This window comes from Micromonospora sp. NPDC003776 (assembly GCF_053605645.1).
In genome coordinates, this window is the sequence record NZ_JBSGJR010000016.1 from 1 (window position 1) to 18,579 (window position 18,579).

General features: G+C 71.3%; 13 protein-coding genes. 2 read left to right on the top strand and 11 right to left on the bottom strand.

What is annotated here, in order from left to right:
- Window positions 1-184 precede the first annotated feature (184 nt).
- The 6 genes from ACWEVO_RS02935 to ACWEVO_RS02960 form a co-directional block, all read right to left on the bottom strand.
- Complete coding sequence (locus tag ACWEVO_RS02935; protein WP_452305875.1) at window positions 185-1,390, bottom strand: DUF6004 family protein; 1,206 nt, start codon at window positions 1,388-1,390, stop codon at window positions 185-187.
- Window positions 1,391-1,608: 218 nt separating this feature from the next.
- On the bottom strand, window positions 1,609-2,994 hold the full coding sequence (locus ACWEVO_RS02940; RefSeq protein WP_452305876.1) for a metallopeptidase TldD-related protein: 1,386 nt from the start codon (window positions 2,992-2,994) through the stop codon (window positions 1,609-1,611).
- The gene (locus ACWEVO_RS02945) at window positions 2,991-4,511 is read right to left on the bottom strand and encodes a TldD/PmbA family protein (protein ID WP_452305877.1); all 1,521 of its coding nucleotides are present in this window, start codon (window positions 4,509-4,511) and stop codon (window positions 2,991-2,993) included. The genes ACWEVO_RS02940 and ACWEVO_RS02945 overlap by 4 nt, the downstream gene beginning before the upstream one ends.
- An 11-nt stretch (window positions 4,512-4,522) precedes the next feature.
- Window positions 4,523-5,794: an aminotransferase class V-fold PLP-dependent enzyme gene (locus ACWEVO_RS02950; protein ID WP_452305878.1), complete on the bottom strand. Its 1,272-nt coding sequence runs from the start codon at window positions 5,792-5,794 to the stop codon at window positions 4,523-4,525.
- Entirely contained in the window at window positions 5,791-6,582 is a 792-nt protein-coding gene (locus ACWEVO_RS02955; RefSeq protein ID WP_452305879.1) for a crotonobetainyl-CoA--carnitine CoA-transferase, read from the bottom strand. Before ACWEVO_RS02955 ends, ACWEVO_RS02950 begins: the two co-directional genes overlap by 4 nt.
- Window positions 6,579-7,454 carry a class I SAM-dependent methyltransferase gene (locus tag ACWEVO_RS02960; RefSeq protein WP_452305880.1) on the bottom strand — a complete coding sequence of 292 codons (876 nt, stop codon included), beginning with the start codon at window positions 7,452-7,454 and terminating at the stop codon, window positions 6,579-6,581. Before ACWEVO_RS02960 ends, ACWEVO_RS02955 begins: the two co-directional genes overlap by 4 nt.
- A gap of 132 nt (window positions 7,455-7,586) precedes the next feature.
- On the opposite strand from ACWEVO_RS02960, the gene ACWEVO_RS02965 reads away from it, so the two are divergent.
- Window positions 7,587-8,294 (top strand): DUF899 family protein, encoded by a 708-nt coding sequence (locus tag ACWEVO_RS02965; RefSeq protein WP_452305881.1) that lies wholly within the window; start codon window positions 7,587-7,589, stop codon window positions 8,292-8,294.
- A gap of 8 nt (window positions 8,295-8,302) precedes the next feature.
- On the opposite strand, the gene ACWEVO_RS02970 is transcribed toward ACWEVO_RS02965, so the two are convergent.
- The 5 genes from ACWEVO_RS02970 to ACWEVO_RS02990 all read right to left on the bottom strand — a co-directional run bounded on the left by ACWEVO_RS02970 (window position 8,303) and on the right by ACWEVO_RS02990 (window position 17,462).
- Window positions 8,303-8,830, bottom strand: coding sequence for a hypothetical protein (locus ACWEVO_RS02970; RefSeq protein ID WP_452305882.1), 528 nt, complete (start codon window positions 8,828-8,830; stop codon window positions 8,303-8,305).
- Between the two features lie 168 nt (window positions 8,831-8,998).
- Window positions 8,999-10,138, bottom strand: a complete 1,140-nt coding sequence (locus ACWEVO_RS02975) for a trans-sulfuration enzyme family protein (RefSeq protein ID WP_452305883.1) — start codon at window positions 10,136-10,138, stop codon at window positions 8,999-9,001.
- Window positions 10,139-10,141: 3 nt separating this feature from the next.
- Window positions 10,142-10,585: an acyl-CoA thioesterase gene (locus ACWEVO_RS02980; protein ID WP_452305884.1), complete on the bottom strand. Its 444-nt coding sequence runs from the start codon at window positions 10,583-10,585 to the stop codon at window positions 10,142-10,144.
- Between the two features lie 5 nt (window positions 10,586-10,590).
- Window positions 10,591-16,338, bottom strand: a complete 5,748-nt coding sequence (locus tag ACWEVO_RS02985; protein WP_452305885.1) for a type I polyketide synthase — start codon at window positions 16,336-16,338, stop codon at window positions 10,591-10,593.
- Between the two features lie 152 nt (window positions 16,339-16,490).
- Window positions 16,491-17,462, bottom strand: a complete 972-nt coding sequence (locus tag ACWEVO_RS02990) for a DUF1702 family protein (protein ID WP_452305886.1) — start codon at window positions 17,460-17,462, stop codon at window positions 16,491-16,493.
- Here ACWEVO_RS02990 and ACWEVO_RS02995 point away from each other — a divergent pair.
- Complete coding sequence (locus ACWEVO_RS02995) at window positions 17,433-18,443, top strand: helix-turn-helix domain-containing protein (protein ID WP_452305887.1); 1,011 nt, start codon at window positions 17,433-17,435, stop codon at window positions 18,441-18,443. The genes ACWEVO_RS02990 and ACWEVO_RS02995 overlap by 30 nt on opposite strands.
- The last annotated feature ends 136 nt before the right edge of the window (window positions 18,444-18,579 follow it).

Below are 18,579 nucleotides of genomic sequence, written 5' to 3' on the forward strand. Positions count from 1 at the left end.
TCCGTACCGATGTAGTTGTGGTTGAGCATCCGGGCCTCTTCCTGGGCCAGGACGACAACCCGTCGCGCTCGGTCGGTGAACCGCTCGAACATGCCTGTCACCCTCCTCAACCACGGTGGTGCCGCCCCGGGGCGGCCGGAGCCACCCCGGGACGACACTGACGGCCGTCAATCGCGCGAGGATGTCACGCGCTGACGTACGCCTCGGCGCCGACGAGGGCGTCGCCCAGCTTCAGGGCAACGCCGGTCAGACGGGCCTGGGCGACGCCGTCCGCCGACCGCAGCGGGGCGTCCGCGTAGTCGGCCGACAGCACCGTGCCCGCCGGCTCGACGTCGTTGAGCTTGCCCCGCAGGTGCACCGGAGCCGCGGCGTACAGCGTCGCCGCCGGGGTGACCAGCTCGAACTGCGCGTCGAAGTGCAGCTCGCCCGGGTAGCGAACCTGGCTCAGGCTCTCCTCGGTGCCGTCGCCGAGCTGGCCGCCGGAGACCGCGAAGAAGCTGACCCGGAGCATGACGCGGCCGCCGAGCGCAGCGCACTCGCCGACGACAGCCACGCGGGCCATCTGCGCCAGCACGCCGGCACCCTGGTCGTGCTTCTCCGGCCCGAACAGGAGGATCTCGGCACCGGCGGCGAGCGGGTACTCGCCGGCGAGCTCGATCGTCTCCGTCTTGCCGTTGACCTCGACCTTGATCTTCGCCTCGGACGACGCCTGGATGATGACCGACGGGTCGGTCAGCATGGAGACGCACGGGCCGGGGCCGGCGGCGAAGAAGGCGTCCGGCACGTTGCCGATCGCCTCGTTGTCGTCGGTGGACGGGTACCACGCGGCCGGCAGGTTGGTGCCCCGCACGACGTTGTGGGCGGGCATGATCTCGGTTTCGCCGTCACCGTAGGGCCGGCCCAGGAAGGGCGGCGTCAGCGGCTTCTTGTACGGCGGGATGCCGTCCACGATGCCCTTGACGTCGATGACACCCCGGTGGGCCAGCCGCATGGTGCTGGTCTCCAGGATGCCGAACCGGCGGATGTAGAACTCCGCGGGGAAGTTCTTACCCGGGACGATCTGCTTGATGTGGCCGGTGTTCGGCAGGTAGGGGTTCGACAGGATCTGGATCCGGTCGTTGAGGGTGTAGCTGAACCCCTTGATGCCGACCTCGGGGGCACTGATCAGCTCCAGGTCGAAGCTGGCGGTGCCGTCCTCGGCCACCCGGTGCTGGAAGCCGGGCATCGGCCACTTGTTCATCTGGACGAAGCCGGACAGGTTGATCGTCTCGCGGCGGCCACCGTAGTAGTCGTCGCCGAACACGACCGTGGCCGCGGCGAGGATGTGCGGCCGGAGCGGCTTCGGCTCGATGTTGAGGGACTCGTAGGTCTCTCGTGCCGTGTTGGTCACGGCTCACCTCCTTGGCTGGCTCGGATGCCCGCGGCCGCCCCTTGGCGTGCCCACCTCCGAACCTCGACCAAAAGCTATGGTTTTTTAAAGTGCGAGTCAATACGTCAGATACTCAGGCCACGCCGAATTTGGCTTCCAGGCAGGCGTTTTCGCCGGTCAACGGACGTGCCGGCATCCAAACGGATACCGGCACGATCTAAACTAAGATAGTGAAATTTTCAGATAGCCTCGCTGACTGACGACATGTGAAAGTCCGCCACGCGCAGCGGAGGCATCGCTATCGCGCTGAAGCCGTCACCCCACTCCCGGGCGCGCGTGCGGACCGTCTCGCCTACTTCCCGCACGCGGCCCAGCATGTCTACCGGGCTCTCGTTGAACCGGAAGTTGTTGACCGACCCGACGATCTCCCCGTGCTCGACAAGGTATACGCCGTCGCGGGTGAGCCCGGTCAGCAACAGGTTGGCCGGATCCACCTCCCGGATGTACCAGAGGCCGGTGAGCAGCAGCGCCCGCTCAGTACGTGCCACCAGGTCGTCCTCAGACCCGACGCCGTCCACCGACTCCAGGATCAGGTTGTCGATGTGCGGCGTCACCATACCCTCGTCGGCGCCGGCATCGGCCCTGGTCTGCAGCAGCGCTCGCAGCACGCCGGACTCCAGCCAGGTCGTTGGGCGAAGCGCCCACCCGTTGTCGAACACCGACGTGGTGGCGTCTGAGGTACGTGCGACCACGAACGGCGCGCACGCCAGGCCGGCCGCGGCCGGGTCGCCGCGCAACGTAAGCGGGAACGGCGTCAACCGTTCGCCGATGCGGGTGCCGCCTCCCGGCGCACTGAAGACGCTGCGGCCCTGGATCGCGTCGGCCGCCCCGGCCGCCCAGTAGGTGTGGGTCATCAGGTCGGCCACGGCGGCCGGCGGCAGGATGCACTCGTACCGTCCCGGCGGCAACTCGACGCGGCGGCGTGCCCACTCCAGCCGCCGGCCGATCTCGGCGCTCAGCTGCTCAACGTGCACGTCGTTGAAGTCATCGGTGGCCGCGCCCACCCAGGCCGCCTGGCCGCTGTCCGGATCGCGGCCCGTCAGCTGCAGATGCCCGGCGGGCTGGTCGTGGCGTCGCCGCAGCCCCGTCGATGAACCCAGGAGAGTCCTACGCCGAGTGTGCTCGGCATAGCCGTAGAGCAGCCGGTCGCAGGCCGAGGCACCGCGGAACGCCTCTCCCAGCCCGGCGGCCACGCCGCTCAGCACCGCCGGTGAGGTCGGCTCGACGGGGTCAGCCCAGCCGGGCGCGGGGTCCCGCCCAGGGACCAGCGGCGGCGCATCGGGCACCGCGACAGCCTCGGCAGCCGCCTGATCCGCGGCGCCGACCAGATCGGCGATCAGCCTTGTATCCACCGCACCGGTGTACGACACGGAGCCGGTCGCTGTCCCACCCGCCCGTTCCGCAGTGGCGATGACCGTGACCCGGCGCCGCGCTGAGGCGCCGTCGGTGGTCAACGCATTGGCCGCCCACCGCAGGTTCGCGGAGCTCTCGTCGTCAACGATGACCACGCACCCGCTCGACCGGGTGGCGGCCAGAGCTCGCTCAACCAGTTCGTGCGCCCTCATCGCGCCGCCTCCCCGGCCGTATTGAGCACGTCGATGCCGCGAAACACCGCCGCGGGGCAGCCGTGGCTGGCCCCGGCGATCTGCAACGGCTGGCCCTTGCCGCACTGGCTGGCCCCAGAGAGCAGATACGTCTGCGGGCCACCGACCGCCTCCAGCGCACCCCAGAACTGTGGGGTGGACCCCCGGTACGCCACATCCCGCAGCGGACCGGCCAGCCGCCCGTTCTTGATCCGGTAGAAGCGCTGCCCAGTGAACTGGAAATTGAACCGCTGCATGTCGATCGACCAGCTACGGTCACCGACCACGTAGATGCCGTCCTCCACCCCTGCGATCAGGCCCTCGGTGTCGGGACCGGCGGGGTCGGGTAGCAGCGAGACGTTGGCCATTCGCTGGATTGGCACAGTGGCGAACGAGTCGGCGTAGGCGCAGCCGTTCGATCCGGCCAGCCCGGCCAGTCGGGCGTTCTGCCGGTCCACTTGCATCCCGACCAGCGTGCCTGCCCGCACCAGGTCCCAGCTGCGGGCGGGCACGCCCTCGTCGTCGTAGCCGACCGTGGCCAGGCCGTGCGGGGTGGTCCGGTCGGCCACCACGGTCATCGCCGCAGACCCGTAGCGCAGCCGCCCGATCAGGTCCGGGGTGGCGAAGGTGGTGCCGGCGTAGGCCACCTCGTGGCCGAGCGCGCGATCCAGTTCGGTGGCGTGCCCAACCGACTCGTGGATCGTCAGCCACAGGTTCGTCGGGTCGATGACCAGGTCGTAGCGGCCCGGTTCGACCGGCGGCGCGGCGGCCTTCTCGGCCAGCAGCTCCGGCATGCGGGCCAGTTCGGCGGTCCAGTCCCAGCCCGTGCCGGTCAGGTACTCGAAACCGCGCGCGACCGGCGGTCCCAGCGTGCGCATCACCTCGAACGATCCGGCCGCGCGGTCGACTCGGACGGCGAATACCAGCGGATGCACCCAGACCCGCTGCTGGGTGATCGCGGCGCCGCCAGTGTCCGCGTAGAAGCTGGTCTCCTTCGCCGCCACCAGCAAGGCGTCCGCGTGCTGCAGGCCGGAGGACAGCACCTGAGAGCACCAGTCGATCAGCGGCGCCACCCGCTCGGCAACAGGCAGCTCGAACGGGTCGACCTCGTAGGCGCCGAACCAGGTGGCCTCGCCGGCGCCCGGCTCGGCGGCCAACTCCACCGGTTCACCGCGCAGCGGCCGGGCCGCGCGCGCGACGGCGCACGCGGACGCGGCCACTGCGGCGGCGTCGTCCGGGGTCAGCCCGGTCCCGGCGGCGAATCCCCAGGTACCGTCGACCAGGACCCGGACGCCGACGCCGAGCTCCGTGCTCGTCCTGCTGTCTGCCACCGAGCCGTCGCGCACCAGATCGCGGATGCTGCGGACCTGACGCAGGCGGAAGTCGGCGTAGCTGGCGCCGCCCGAGGCGGCAGCGGCCAGTGCGGCGTCGGCCAGGGCACGGGCGGGCACGGCGGCGAACGCCGGGTCGAGCACAGCCTCACGGACGTACGTAGGCATGTCGGTTTCCATCAGAGAAAGCGGGTAGTGGGGTGGTTTGCCGTCCAGTCACCGGGGCGGACCGTGCGCAGCGCGTCGCGCACCACGTCGATGTCCGACGTGGTGGTGTAGACGCCGAACGACAGGCGCACCGTGCCGAGCAGCCCGAGACTGTCCAGGAAGGTGCTCGCGCAGTGCACCCCGGAGCGCACCGCGACGCCATGCCGATCCAGGTGCCCGCCGACGTCGTACGGGTGAATGCCGTCGATCACCAGGGACACGATGCCCGCCCGATCGGCGCCCGGATCGCCGGCGACGCGTACCCCGGCAACGGTCGGCAGGGTCCGCAGCGCGTACTCGGTGAGGTCCCCGTCGTGTCGGCGGGCCGTCTCCCGGCCCACTGCGGTGAGGTAGTCGAGGGCAGCCGCTAGGCCAACGGCGCCGGCGACGTCCGGGGTGCCGGCCTCGAGCCGGGCCGGCACCGGGACGTAGCTGACCGGCTCGTCGAGCCGCACGCCCTTCACCGTGCCGCCACCCACCTGGTACGGCGGCAGCCCGGCCAGCAGTGACCGGCGGCCGTAGAGCACCCCGACGCCGTTCGGGCCGTACACCTTGTGGCCGGAGAAGCAGTAGAAGTCGACGTCCAGGGCGCGCACGTCCACCGGCCGGTGCGCGACCGCCTGCGCGCCGTCGACGAGGACCGGCACGCCGTGCGCGTGCGCCGCCGCGACCATGTCGGCGACGGGATTCACGGCGCCCAGGACGTTGGACACGTGGGCGATCGCGGCCATCCGCACCGACGGCCGCGCCACCGCGGCGGCGAAGGCCGCGAGGTCCGGGCGACCGTCCGCGGTGGTGCCGGCCACTACCAGTCGTGCACCGAGCCGTTGGCAGAGCCGGTGCCACGGCAGCAAGTTGGAGTTGTGTTCCATGCCGGTGACCACGACCTGGTCGCCGGGGCCGAGGATACGAGCCGCGAATGTGTCGGCCACCAGGTTGACCGCGTCGGTCACGCCCCGGGTGAACACGATCTCGTCCGGCTCGGCGGCGTTCAGGAATGCGGCCGCGGTCGCCCGCGCTTGCTCGTAGCGGTCGGTCGCGGACCGGCTGAGCTCGTAGAAGCCGCGGCCGATGTTGCTGTTGGCCGTCTCGTAGTAGTCGACAATCGCGTCCAGCACCGCGCGCGGCTTCTGGGTGGTCGCGGCGTTGTCGAGGTAGACCAGCGGTCGACCGTTCATCATGGTGGACAGGATCGGGAAGTCGGCGCGTACCCCGGCTAGGCTCTCATGCACGCTGTTGGTCATCGGTCCTCCTTGGGCAGGCCCGCACGGAACTCCTGGAGAAGGCCCGGCGGGCAGGGGAAGACCTTCTGCGGCGGATACGGCCGTGCGGGCGGCGGTATCCAGCCCGGCTCGTCGGGGCGGGGAAGGCGTCCGGACGCGTCCCGCAGGTGCGGGCCGTAGAAGAACCAGCAAATCTGAGCGACCTGTTCGGTGAAGAGCACCGGGTGGGCCACCGCCGAGTAGAGAGCCATGTGGCACCGCGCCGCCCGTAACTCCCCGACGGGTCCCATCGCGGCACCGGACATCGCGTGCCCGAAGATATCGTGCACGGCCCGGAAGACGTCGTTGTGAAGCAGCCGAAAGCCGTCGACCCGCACCTCGGACGGCTCGCACAGCGGGTGGCCTGGATCGGCGGGACCGGGACCGTGCCCGGACTCGGTGAGGAAGACGTGCAGCACTCCTGTGCGGGCCACTTCGCTGATCATCTCCGCCGACCCCGCATACGGCTGTCCCCTGCCCCGCCACGGCCGGATCCGCACCCCGGCGTCGGCCGCCCGGCGTAGCAGTCGCAGGTTCTCCGCCTTGAGCCGGGCGTAACCGGCGTGCACGGCCGTGGTGAGCCGACGCTGCGGGGCCGCGGCGAAGGCATCAGCGACCCGCACTCGGAAGTCCTCGCCGGGCTCGTCCCGTCGGCCGATCAGCTCGGCGATCCGGACCGGTTCCAGCTCACCGCGCCGCGCCGCCTCGTCGGCATACGCCTGGGTCACCTCAACCAGGATCTCGCGCAGAGCGGCCACCGACGTACTCATCCGCTGCCCTCCGCGCTCGGCGTCACGGCGCGCATGCACATCGCCAGTCCGGGAATTGCGACCCCACCGCCGGGCTCGGTGTAAGGCTGGGCAGCCTCGGCCACCTCCGTCCACACCCCGCCATCGTCAGCGCCGAGCCAGCCCAGCCGATCCAGCAGGGCCGGCGCGGTCACCGCGCGGGTGTACCGGGCATACGCCTCGGCCGAGGACAGGCGCAGAAGCACCGGCACGGCGTAAAGGTCCGCCTCGGCGAAGCCCGCGGCGCGCACCTCGTCGACAACCAGCCCGGGATCGGCCATCGTGAACGGCCCAGGCGTACCGGGGGTCGGCTCATCCAGGCCCAAGCGGCGGCTGATCACCTCGAATCCCTGGTGTAGCAACGGATTCTCGCCGGGGTCTGCCCAGACCGCGGCGGCCAGGATGCCGCCGGGCACCAGGGCAGCGGCCGCCCGCCGCATCGCGGCGACACGGTCCACCGCGAACATCAGGCCCCACCGGCTCAGGACGACGTCGACGGAGCCCGGCTCGACCTCGAACGTCTCCATGTCACCGACCTGGAAGCTCAGCTGGCTCAGGTGCGATGCTCGACGGGCGGCCCGGGCCACCATTTCCGGGGAGATGTCTACGCCCACCACGCAGCCGGACGGCCCGACCACCTGCGCAGCGCTCATCGCCGGCTCACCGACGCCGCAACCCAGGTCCAGAACCCGCTGCCCGGCACACAGTCCGGCCAGATCGAGCAGGCAGCGGGTGACTGGCGCGGCGGCCGCCTCGAAGCTGTCCCGCCAGGTGTCCCAGCCGGCACTGATGGCGTCCCACGAACGGCTCTGCTGCTGCTTGAACGTCGTCGGGTCGAACGGTGGGGCGGTCACGGAAGTACTCCCCTCGACGGCTCGCTTGATTATTTTATAGTGGCGTGGACTTGGTCAAGCGGCGCTCAGGGACGCACTCCGGCCCCTGCCGACACAATGCGGTAGGCCGAGCGGTTGAGTAGCGTATAGCTCATGACTCTGGGAGAGAGCTTCCTGCCCATGTGGCCCGACCCTGCCAGCGCGGGCTACGTCGCCGCGCGGATGCGCCTGGTCGAGGCCGAGAAGGCCCTCATTGAGCACGTCGAGCGGGTCGCCGCAGCCCGCCGCGCCCTGCCGCCGGGCGCCCTCGTCGCCGACTACACGCTCACTGAGGTCCTGGTCGGACCCGATGCCGACGGGGCAGCCCCGCAGCGACGGCTGAGCGAACTGTTCGGCGAGCACCGCACCTTGCTGATCTACCACCTGATGTTCCACCCCGACGCCGAGCAGGCATGCCCGATGTGCTCGATGTGGGTCGACGGCTTTGACGCCGTCACCGGGCACCTGGCGCAGCACACCGGCTTCGCCGTCGTTGCCAAGGCGGCACCCGGCAAGCTGCGCGAGTGGGCTCGACGCCGCGGATGGGCGAACGTGCGGCTGCTGTCCAGCAACGGCACGTCTTTCAACGCCGACCTGCGGGCCGAGACCCCGACCGGCGACCAGCGCCCGATGATCACCGTCTTCGTCCGCGACGGCGACGCCGTGCGACACTCCTACTCCCAGCCGGCCAGCTTCCCCGACGGCAGTGAGCGCGGCATAGACCTGCTTTCCCCGGTGTGGAACCTGCTGGACCTCCTGCCGCAAGGCCGCGGCGATTGGTACGCGAGCAGCGGCTACGCCACGCGAGCGGCGAGCCGCTGAGGGCCGTCTCAGTTCCACTCCCGACGTGCTCGGGGTAACACCGTTCCGGCAAGCACATCGCTGGGGCGCAGCGCCTTGAGCCGGCGATCGGCGAAGTCGGCGTACCAAATAAGGTCGCCGCCCCATGTCATGCCGACCGGCCGTCCCTCGACCGCCACGGCCGATCGCAGCTCGCCGGTGGCCGCATCGACCGTACGGATGAGGCTCTCACCGAAGTCTGCGTAAAGCACGACGTCACCGTGGAAGGTCATTCCGGACGGCTGGCCGTCCACGGGGAACTCCCGGCGGACCTCCAGGGTCGCCAAGTCTCGCAGCTGCACCACCGCGGGGCCGCACAGGCCGAGCCAGATGCCGTCCGGTCCGGCCTCCACCCCGCACACCCGACCGCTGGCCGGCAGCACCGCCCGCTCCCCGATCTCCGCCCCAGTGACCGGGTCGATCAGCAGCAGGCGCTTGGGTCGGCCGCCGACCTGCCATACCAGACCGTCGTGGCAGGTCAGGTCAGCCCGCAACCGCGGGCACTCGATCGTGCGCACCACTCGGCCATCGGCTGGGTCCACCCCATAGATCTGCCCGGCGGCCTGGTCCGAATGCCACAGCAGCCGCCCGTCCCAGCCTAGTCCGCACAGGTACTCCCCGGGCGCCGGCAGGCTGTGTATCACCGGAACCGTCACCGACTGTCCGTACATTTGCTGTCTCCCTCCTCACCGGGCTGGCCCGGTCACCGCCTGGGTCAGGTCCTCAGCTAGGTCGTCCGGGTCCTCGATGCCGACCGAAAGCCGGATCAGGCTGTCCGAGATGCCTCGGGCCCGGCGCATTTCGGCAGGCAACGGCCGGTGCGTCATCAACGCCGGGCACTCCACCAGGGACTGCACACCGCCGAGGCTCACCGCGCAGGAAAACACCCGGAAACGCTCCAGCAGCTCCGCTGCCGGGCCGGCGATGAACTCAAACGAGACCATCGCCCCCGGCCCGCTCATCTGCCGGGCGGCGACCTTCTGCCCGGCATGGCTCGGTAGACCGGGGTAGTAGACCTGGCCGACGCCCGCCAGGCCGGTAAGTAGCCGGGCCAGCAGCCCCGCGGTGCGCACCTGCCGGGCCATCCGCAGCGCGAGCGTCTTCACCCCCCGGTGCACGAGGTAACAGTCGAGGGCGCCGGGCACATTGCCGACCGCCGTCCGGTACGCCCGTACCGCGCGGTCCAACTCGTCGTCGCGGTAGACCAAGGCGCCGCCCAGCACGTCACCATGCCCGGCGACGAACTTCGTCGTGCTGTAGAGCGAGATGTCCGCGCCGAGCGCGAGCGGCTGCTGCAGCGCCGGACTGGCGAAGGTGTTGTCCACGACCAGGAGGGCGCCCCGGTCGTGCGCCGCAGCGGCCAGCGCCGCGACGTCGACGATCCGCAGTAGCGGGTTGCTCGGGGTCTCTACCCACACCATCGCGATATCCGGCTCGACCAGCGCCCGGGCCGCCGCCTCTGGGTCGTCCAGGGCGGCGTAGCGCACCCGCACGCCCCGCTGGGCGGCCATGTCCAGCAGCGCATCCGTGCCGGAGTAGACGTCATTCATGGCCAGCACGGTGCAGCCCGGCGCGACCAGCGACAACGCGGTCGCTGCGGCGGCCTGCCCCGACGAGAACACCGCGGCGTGCGGGGCGTCCTCCAACGCCGCCAGGCAGCACTCCAGCCCCTCCCGGGTGGGGTTTTCCCCGCGCGCGTAAAAGTACGTCGGCTCGTGCTGGACCCGGCGCTCGTAGGTGGTCGCGATGTGGATGGCCGGGACGACGTCGCCGGTGCCCGGCTGAGGATCCTGACCAGCCCGCACAAGCCTGGTATCGAAGCGCATAAGTCATCGCCCCTGCAGATCGGGGGTGCCGTACGGGCGAAGTGCCTCGACCAGCGCCGTCGGCACGCGGATGGGTGTGGTCTGCCGGTTCGGCCCGTGCATACACCCGATTCGCTGCCGGCCGCGGGCCACCGGCAGCTCGCCGCCGTCGCGCAGCAGAACGTAGTCGAACGTAAACTCCAGCTGGGTCTGGGCCAGCTCGGCCAGCGACATCCGCACCGACACCTCGTCGAACGCGGTGAGCTCGGCGAGGAACTCACAGTCCACCTTCAGGGTGAACAGCTTCAGCCCTGCCGCTAGCTCGGCCAGCACCGCCGGCGCCCGCTCCTGCAGGAACAGCTCCCGGCAACGGCCCTGCCAACGCAGGTAATTGACGTAGTAGACGTTGCCGACCAGGTTCGTCTCCTCAAAGCCCACCACGTGCCGATATTCGTACCACCCGCTCATCCGGCTCATCCCTTCTCGGTGAGCACTGCCAGAACCAGGGGTTCGGTGACGTCCGCCAGCGCTGCCCGGTAGGTCTCGATGCGCGCCCCGCCGCCGTCCAGCGACACCCACCCGTCGGACCCGCCGGAACGCACGGTGAGCGGCCCGGTGAACCGGCCGGCCTTTTGCACGCACTCCATCGCGCACCACACTCGGGTAGCCGCGGTGTCCCACGGCTCACCCACCTCAACCGAGAGCCGGTCGGCCAGCCCGGCATGCGCGCCCAGCAAGTCCCGCCAGTCCTCGGCGGAACGTGCGACGACGGGCTCGACGTCGCAGGCGACCGGCACCGTCGCGGCGACCGCCAGGCCCACCGTGGGCGCATACGCTGCGGAGACCTCCCAGCCGTCGACCAGCGGTCGGCCGTCTGGCCGGTACCGCACCTCCACCGACCGATCCAATGCCACCGCAAGCAGCCCGGCGGTTTCGCCGTCTCGCCGCGAGCCTCGGCGCGCCGCGACCGCGACCGCGACATCCACGGCCAACGTTTCCTCCAGCCGGCGCTGCAGGTAGGGCCCCAGCAGGTCGGGCACGAGACGTGGAGCCGACACCCGACCGCCTAGGGCGCGCAGCCGCAACCCGGACCAGTGCTCGACCACCGCGCCCGAGGAATCGCACACCGCGAGGTCGTACACGTAGGTGGTGCCAGTGTGGGACCGCTCCCGCGCCGTGACGACCACCGGCCCGGCGAGGGCGAGTTTCGGACCGGCCGCGGTGATTGCGTCCACCCCGGACGGAATGAGCGCCGTGCCCGGCACACACACCTGAATGGCGTGCAGGAACGCATCCCGCGCGCCGGGATCGCCGAGCAGTAGCCGTCCGGGCAGGAAGGCGCTGAACCAGTCGGGCCGGTCGGTGGCCGCCACCTCTGCCTCCGCGTAGCGGGCCGCAACCCGCCGGTATCGCATCACCCGGCGGAAGCGCCCGTCCTGGAAGAGCACGCTGCCGTAGAGGTCACGTGACGGAAGCAGGGTGGGCTGCGCGCCGCCGACGTGGGCCGGTTTCACCGCGGAGTGCGCCGCAGCCGCGTCGAACCGCACGGTGGCCCGGAAGTGGTCGGCCCGGAAGCCGCTCTCCGCGCATCGGATCACCACGTCGACCACGCCGGGAGCGGTCTGCAGCGCGGCGATCCGCACGATCGTGCCGTCGTCGCCGACCACGATGGGCCGGGCGAACTCGACCTGTTCCATCCGCGGCGTGTCCGCGCCTCCCACGAGCGCGCTCGCCACCTGGGTCATCGCCTCGAGCCCGAGCACGGCGGGAAAGACCCGCTCGCCGTCGAGCCGATGGTCGTCGAGGTACGGGTCGGTGGTGGGCGTCAGCGTAACCTCGGTGACCAGCTCGACATCGTGGTAGTGCACCAGCGTGCGCTCCAGGAACCGCAGTAGCGGCAGCTCCGGCTCGTGATAACGGACGGTATCCGCCTGGCCGGTTCGCCCGGAAACCACCACGATCGGCGGCACGCCGGGGCGGCACAGCAGGCGGCGCAGCATGCGGACGCCGTCATCGGCGGAAATCGGGGTGACCCCGGCGCGCAGCAACGACTCGACCACGGACAAGCGTTCACCCATTCCGACCCCGGACCACACCGACCATTCCAGGCAGAGCGTCCGGCAGTTGGGCCGGGCCGCTCCGACGGCGCGCGTCAGCTCGGCCAATTGCTCGTTGGCCAGGGCGTAGTGGGCCTCCCCCGGCAGGCCGGCCCGGCCGATGATGCTGCCGAACGTGACCAGCAGCCGTAGCCGCTCACCGTCGACCGCGCTGAGCACATGCTCAAGCCCGTCTACCTTCGGCGCCAGCGTTCGGCGCAGCGCCGCGCCGTCTAACTCGGCCAGTGGTGTCGGCTCGTTGCGCCCGGCGCCGTGCAGAACGGCGGTCACCGGACCGAGCTCGGCCTGGGCCTGCGCCACCGCGGACCGGACCGCAGTGCGATCGGTGACGTTTACCCGCATGTACCTGGCCCGCAGTCCGGCGGCCTCGATGCGGGCCAGGTTGGCCGCCAGCTCCGCGTCGGCTGTCGGATCGGACCGACCGAACAGCACCAGCGCCGCGCCGGTGCCGGTGGTCAGGGCCAGCGCGCACTCCGCGGTGATGCCCTTGCCTCCGCCGGTTACCAACAGCACGTCATCGGATCCCAGCCGGGTGCCGCCGTCGTCGGGTCCGTCGTCGACCGACAACAGGCGAACCACCGGCATGTATCGGGTTCCGGCGTGGTGCACCGTTTCGGCGAACCCGGTCGTGGCCGCTACGTCGGCGACGACCCGGAGGATCGCGTCGTCGCCCGGCTCCACGGTGACCACCGTGGTCCGCAGCTGCGGATACTCCAGCCGTGCGGTCCGCGCGAGGGCTCCGGCCGCCGTGCCCGGAGCTTGCACCAGCACGAGTCGACCTGGAGTGCGCTGCCGAGCCGCCGCCTGGATGCCCAGCAGCGCCCGTTCGAGGTCGTCGTGACCGGGCCGGGCCGGGACGTAGACCAGGACACCGTCGCCCACGCCGCCCTGCTCCAGCGCGGCGCGCAATCGGTCGGCGAACCGGTCCGCCGGGGGCGCATGCACCTCCCAGCGCCCGTCCGGCTCGGACCCGCCTGCGGCGGCGCAGGGCGACTCGATCAGGTCGACGACGAATGGGCGTACCCACGCCGCCACGCCCTCGACGGTGGCCGGCACGCGGTCTGGGCCGGTCGAGCCGGCCAGTTCCTCCAGCGCGGTGGCGAGCTCCCGAACCGTGGCGGTGGCGAAGTTGGCCGGTGCGGCCACTGCGTCCAGGCCGAGTTCGCGGGCCGCCCGGTTGACCAGCTGACCCACGGTGATCGAGCTGAGGTGCAAATCGTCGAGCAGCCGGCTGTCGTCGGAGAGCACCTCCTCGGGTAGTTCCGCCCGGTCGGCCACCAGCGTGCGCAGCACGGCCAAGGCCTCCCGGCCGGAGGCGACCCCCGCGTCACCCGGCTCCGGCCCTTGCACAGCCGGTTCGGCCAGCGTCGCGAGGTCGGGCAAGACCGGTTGCGGCGCTGCCTCGCACGGATTGGCCAGGAAGGAGACCGGGGCGTCCAGGTCGAGCGGCCGCACCAGCCGCTCGTTGAAGAACTCCGACGCCGGCGGCGGAGCCCCCCGGACGTAGGCGGCTGCCAGCACGCAGAGCAGGCTAGCCAGTGACTCGTCGTCGGTGTCCAGGGCGACGGCCGGCACGTCGCACACGTCCGGCACCATCCGGGACAGCACCCGGCCCGGCCCCACCTCGATGAACAGGTCGACCTCGGCGGCGGCCACGGACACTGCGCCGGCGAAGCGCACCGGCTCGGTGATCTGTGCCCGTAGCACGGATCGCAGGTCCGCGTCCGCGCTCAGCGGACGGCCGGTGACGGTGGAGATGACCCGCTTCGTCGGCGCGGCGAACGGTTGGTCCGCCAGCCAGGCGCCGAAGGCGTCGGCGGCCGGCGCCATCAGCGGCGAGTGGAAGGCGTGGGACACGGCCAGGCGGGCATGGCGAATCCCCGTCCGCTCGGCTGCGGCGCAAACACGTTCGACCGCATCGGCTGGCCCGGCGACAACCGTCTGTCCAGGGCCGTTCAGGCCAGCGATGACGACGGGCTCACCGCCGATGAGCGCCTGCGCGGTGTCCGCCCCGGTGGCCAGCCCGACCATCGTTCCGGGCGTCGAGACCCGGCCCATTACCGCACCCCGATGGGCCGCGATGCGGACCAGCGCCGCCTCATCGAGGGCACCAGCCCAGTGCAGGGCAGACAACTCACCTAGGCTGTGCCCGAGCGCCACCCGGGCCGACAGCCCCAGGTTGGCCAGCACGCGCAGCCCGGCCAGCGACCCTGCGACGATCCGCGGCTGGGCGACCTCGGTCGCCACCGCATCGCGTCCGGTGGGCAAGACGGCTTGACGGTAAACCTCCTCGGCCACCGGAAACCGTCGCCGCAGAGCGCCGCCGGTCGTCCCGCGGCCCGATCCCTGCCCAGGGAACAGCAGACCGAGCCGGCCGCCCGCCCCGTCGGCGTGCCCGAGGAAATAGCCCGCAACCGGCTCCACCGCGTCAAGGCGCCCCTCGTCCAGCGCCGCCAGCAGGGCGTCGAGCTTGGCGACAGCGTCTTGCGGGCTGCGCACCACGACGGCTGCGCGCCGGCGCGCCCCGGTGAGCGACGCCCGAAGCACGGCAGCCAGGTCGCCGAGCTCCGCGTAGGACAGCCGCGCGACCTCGCTACGCAGTCGAGCGGCCGCGGCGTGCAGCTGGCTCAGGCCCGGCGCGTCCAGCAACAGCAGCTCGGCGTCCTGCAGACCGCGGGCCAGCACCCGATGCCGGGTGGCGGGCCGGGCGGCAGGCATGCCGGCCGCCTCCACAGCTACGTGCGTGTTGATGCCACCGAAGCCCATCGAGGTCACCCCGGCACGGCGGGGGGCCCAGGCCGGCCAATCCTCGGCGGAACGCGGCGCTCGCAACGCCGCTCCCTCCTCGGTCAGCTGCGGATCCGGGTCGATGCAACCCACCGTTGGTGGGATGGTGCCGTGGTGCACCGCGAGGGTGGCCTTGATCAGTCCGGCCACCCCGGCCGCGGCCTTGGTGTGCCCGATCATCGCCTTGATGGTGCCGATGGCGGCCGGTTCGGCAGCGGCCGCCGCCCGCCTGGCTGCGGTGAGGGCGCGCAGCTCGGTGGCGTCGCCGACCGCCGTCCCGGTCCCGTGCCCCTCGAACAGGGCGACGGTTTCGATGCCGAAGCCCGCCCGCCGGTATGCGCGATCCAGTGCGCGCCGATAGCCGTCCGCCTCAGGCCGGGTGATGCCGCCGCGGCCGTCGCTGGAGATGCCCCACCCGGCCACCGTGGCGTAGACGCGCCGTCCCTGGTCGAGCGCGTCGGCCTCGCGCATGAGCACCACCATGCCGCAGCCCTCGCCCGGCCAGAACCCGTTGGATCCGCGGTCGTAGACCCGCATCTCGCGCCGGGCGAGCGCGCCGGTCTTGGCGAAACCGACCAGCTCGAACGCGTCGATCGACAGGTCCACGCCCCCGGCCAGGGCCATGTCGACGTCGCCGTCAGTGAGCCGGTCGCAAGCGGTCGCCACGGACAGCAGCGATGAGGAGCAGGCCCCGTCCACCGTGTATCCGCCGCCGCCAAGATCAAAGTGGTTGCAGATCCGGCCGGCGATAGTGTTCGCGAGGGCCCCGGCCAGGGTGTCCTCGTCCGGAGGCGGAAACGGGTGCTTGTAGTCCGCCTCAAGCCGGTCGAGGAAGCCGGCCAACCGCAGGTCATCCCAGTCGGTGCTGTCGCGCAGTGCGGCGGCCACCACCCGGCGGACGTACGGCCAGCGCAGCCGCAGCACGTTGGCCCGGCTGAACTCGCCGGTCAGGGTGTTGCCCACGATGACCGCGGTGCGTTCGGCCGGCAGGCCGCGGCCGTCGGGGAAGCCAGCGTCGGCAAGGGCCTGCGCCGCGACGTCTAGGGCGAGCCAGTGGGTGAGGTCGGTGGACCGGTAGGTGCTGCCGGCGGTGCGGAACCGAACCCGGTCGAACTCGTAGTCCTTGAGGACCGCGGCAGTCCGGGCGTACATCCGGTCCGGCGTGGTGGGGTCCGGTGACCAGTAGTCGTCGAGGTTGAGCCGCTCGCCGGGGATCTGGCGGAACGCGCGGCGACCGGCGACAACGTTCTCCCAGAGTTGCTCCGGTCCAGCCGCGTCCGGGTACCGGCAGCCGATTCCGACGATCGCGATCCTCATACCCCTACGACCTCCTGTGATATCGCAGGCGAGAACGGCGGTCGGCCGGGGCTGCCGCTGCCGAGCGTTCCTCGCCGCAACGGCCGACGACGGCCTTTGAGCTTGCCGCCGCGGGTGGTACTTCGACGAGACCATTGAATTGTCTGCACCGCTCACGACCCTCCGACCGGCAGCAATTCGCCGGCAATTCGCTGACGCCACACCTCGAACGCGGGGATGTCGGGGGCGGCGGCCAGGTCGGCGAGAGCCTTGTCAGTCACTGCTGCCGCGGCCTCCGGCGTGGTGCCGCACAACACGGCGGTCGCGGCCGCTGTGCCGGGCCCCGCCAAGCCGGCCCGCAGCCTCGCCTTCGCCGCGAAGGCGCTGCCCTGCGCCAGGTCCGCGCGGTGCGCGCCGGCTCGCTCCCGCAACAGCAGAAGCTCCTTGGTGCTGGCGCCCGCAGCGTACGTGGCCGCCAGCCCGGCTCCGCTGAACAGGTCACCGCGCCGCTGCGGGTCGAACGTATCGATGCGGCCGGCCACCCGGGCGACGTCGGTGCCCTCGACAAACCACAGCGCCCTGCCGATGCCCTGGTCGACTACTCGCTGCGAGTAGCCGCCAGGATCGCCGGGCAGCCGCGGGTCGGGCCCGCGCTGCTGGGCGTGGACGTACTTCGCCGTGTGGAAGTACGCCTGGTGGAAGCCGTAGCCATCGAGCGCCAGCCAGCGAAGCAGCCGATCCGGGGGCAGCGCGGCGCGCCATCGCGCCCGGGGCAGCCGGGCCAGCGCCCAGCCAACCCCCACATGCACCATGTAGGTGTGCTCCGCGGCCGGACCCGCGAGGAACGCCTCGATCCGGCGGGGGCCGCCCGGGGACATCCCGTCCAGCAGGGCCAGGCCCATACCGGCCCCCTCGTACGCGAATCCGCGAAACTCCCGCCGTACCCCATCGAGGAGGCGCCCGGTCTCCGCCGCATCTCGCGCCCCGACAGCGTGCCGGAAGCCGATCAGGAACGAGACGCCAATCTCCTCGAGCAGGTCCTGTGCGGTGGCATCCTTGGCCCGGAATCCCCGGACGTCAAGGTGGGTCTGGCGCACGCTCGGGGTAAGGACCGCTTGCCGCAGCCGTCGCCAGACATTGACCATGACGCCCCCCATTCGATTGGCCGACTATCGTCCATGCTTTGCGGCCGGCGGGTTTGCTGTCATCTTTCAAGTTGCCGTATGTGGTTCCCGATCGGGTCGATCAAGAAGTCGTCAAGATGCCGTCACCAGACTCGACACGATCCGTCCCCGACCGAGGAGCCGATCGCCATGCCCGTTGCCGCTCCCATGTCGCCCTGCTCCAACGGCCGCACCGCAGCCGTGCGACGCGCCATTGAACTGATGCGGGACAACCTCTGTGAGCAGCTTTCGCTCACGGATCTGGCCCGTATGGCCCTGTTCAGCCCGTTCCACTTCCACCGGCTGTTCCGCGAGGCCACCGGGCTGACCCCGGCCCGGTTCCTGGCCGCTCTGCGGATGGCCGAGGCGCGCCGGCTGCTGTTGCACACCGACCTCACGGTGGCGGCGGTCGGATCCCAGGTGGGATACGCCAGCGCGGGCACCTTCACCACCCAGTTCACGCGGCTGGTCGGCGAGCCACCGGCGCGGTTCCGGCATCTGGCGAGGCAGTTGGCTGGTCAGCGGTGGGACGGATACGCTTTCGCGCCGGCCTGGCCGGTCCCGAGCGGCGTCGGCGAGCTCGCCGTGACAGTCACCGGCGACGTCCCGGAAGGGTGCCTGATCGCGGGCCTGGAACCCACCCAGGATGACGCTCGTGTCACCTGGGCGGTGCGCTCCACCGGCGGGACTGCGCTGCTGGCAACGGCGCCCGGCTTGTACCGGCTACGGGTGGTCGTGGTCGAGTCGGGAGTGCCGCTGACCGATGCCCTGATCGATGATGCACCGGGCAGCCGGCTGGTCGCCGACGTCCCGGTTCGGCTCGGTCCGGGCCGGCACGCGCCGGTGGTGGTGGCCCTGCGGGCACCCTGGGACCTCGATCCGCCGGTGCTCGCTGCGGCTCCGCTACGCCGTCTGGTCGGCCTGCCGAAGGCGGCCTCAAACTCGGCGCGCCGCGTTTCCTGATACATCCCGCCGCACCCGATACTTAAAAAACACATGGTTTCATGGGCTGGGGTCGTGGTAGTTGTAACAACTGCACAGAGCGAGCCATGGTCGGCCCGAGACCCCACAACGACCGCCCGGGCCGCGAGTGGCAAGG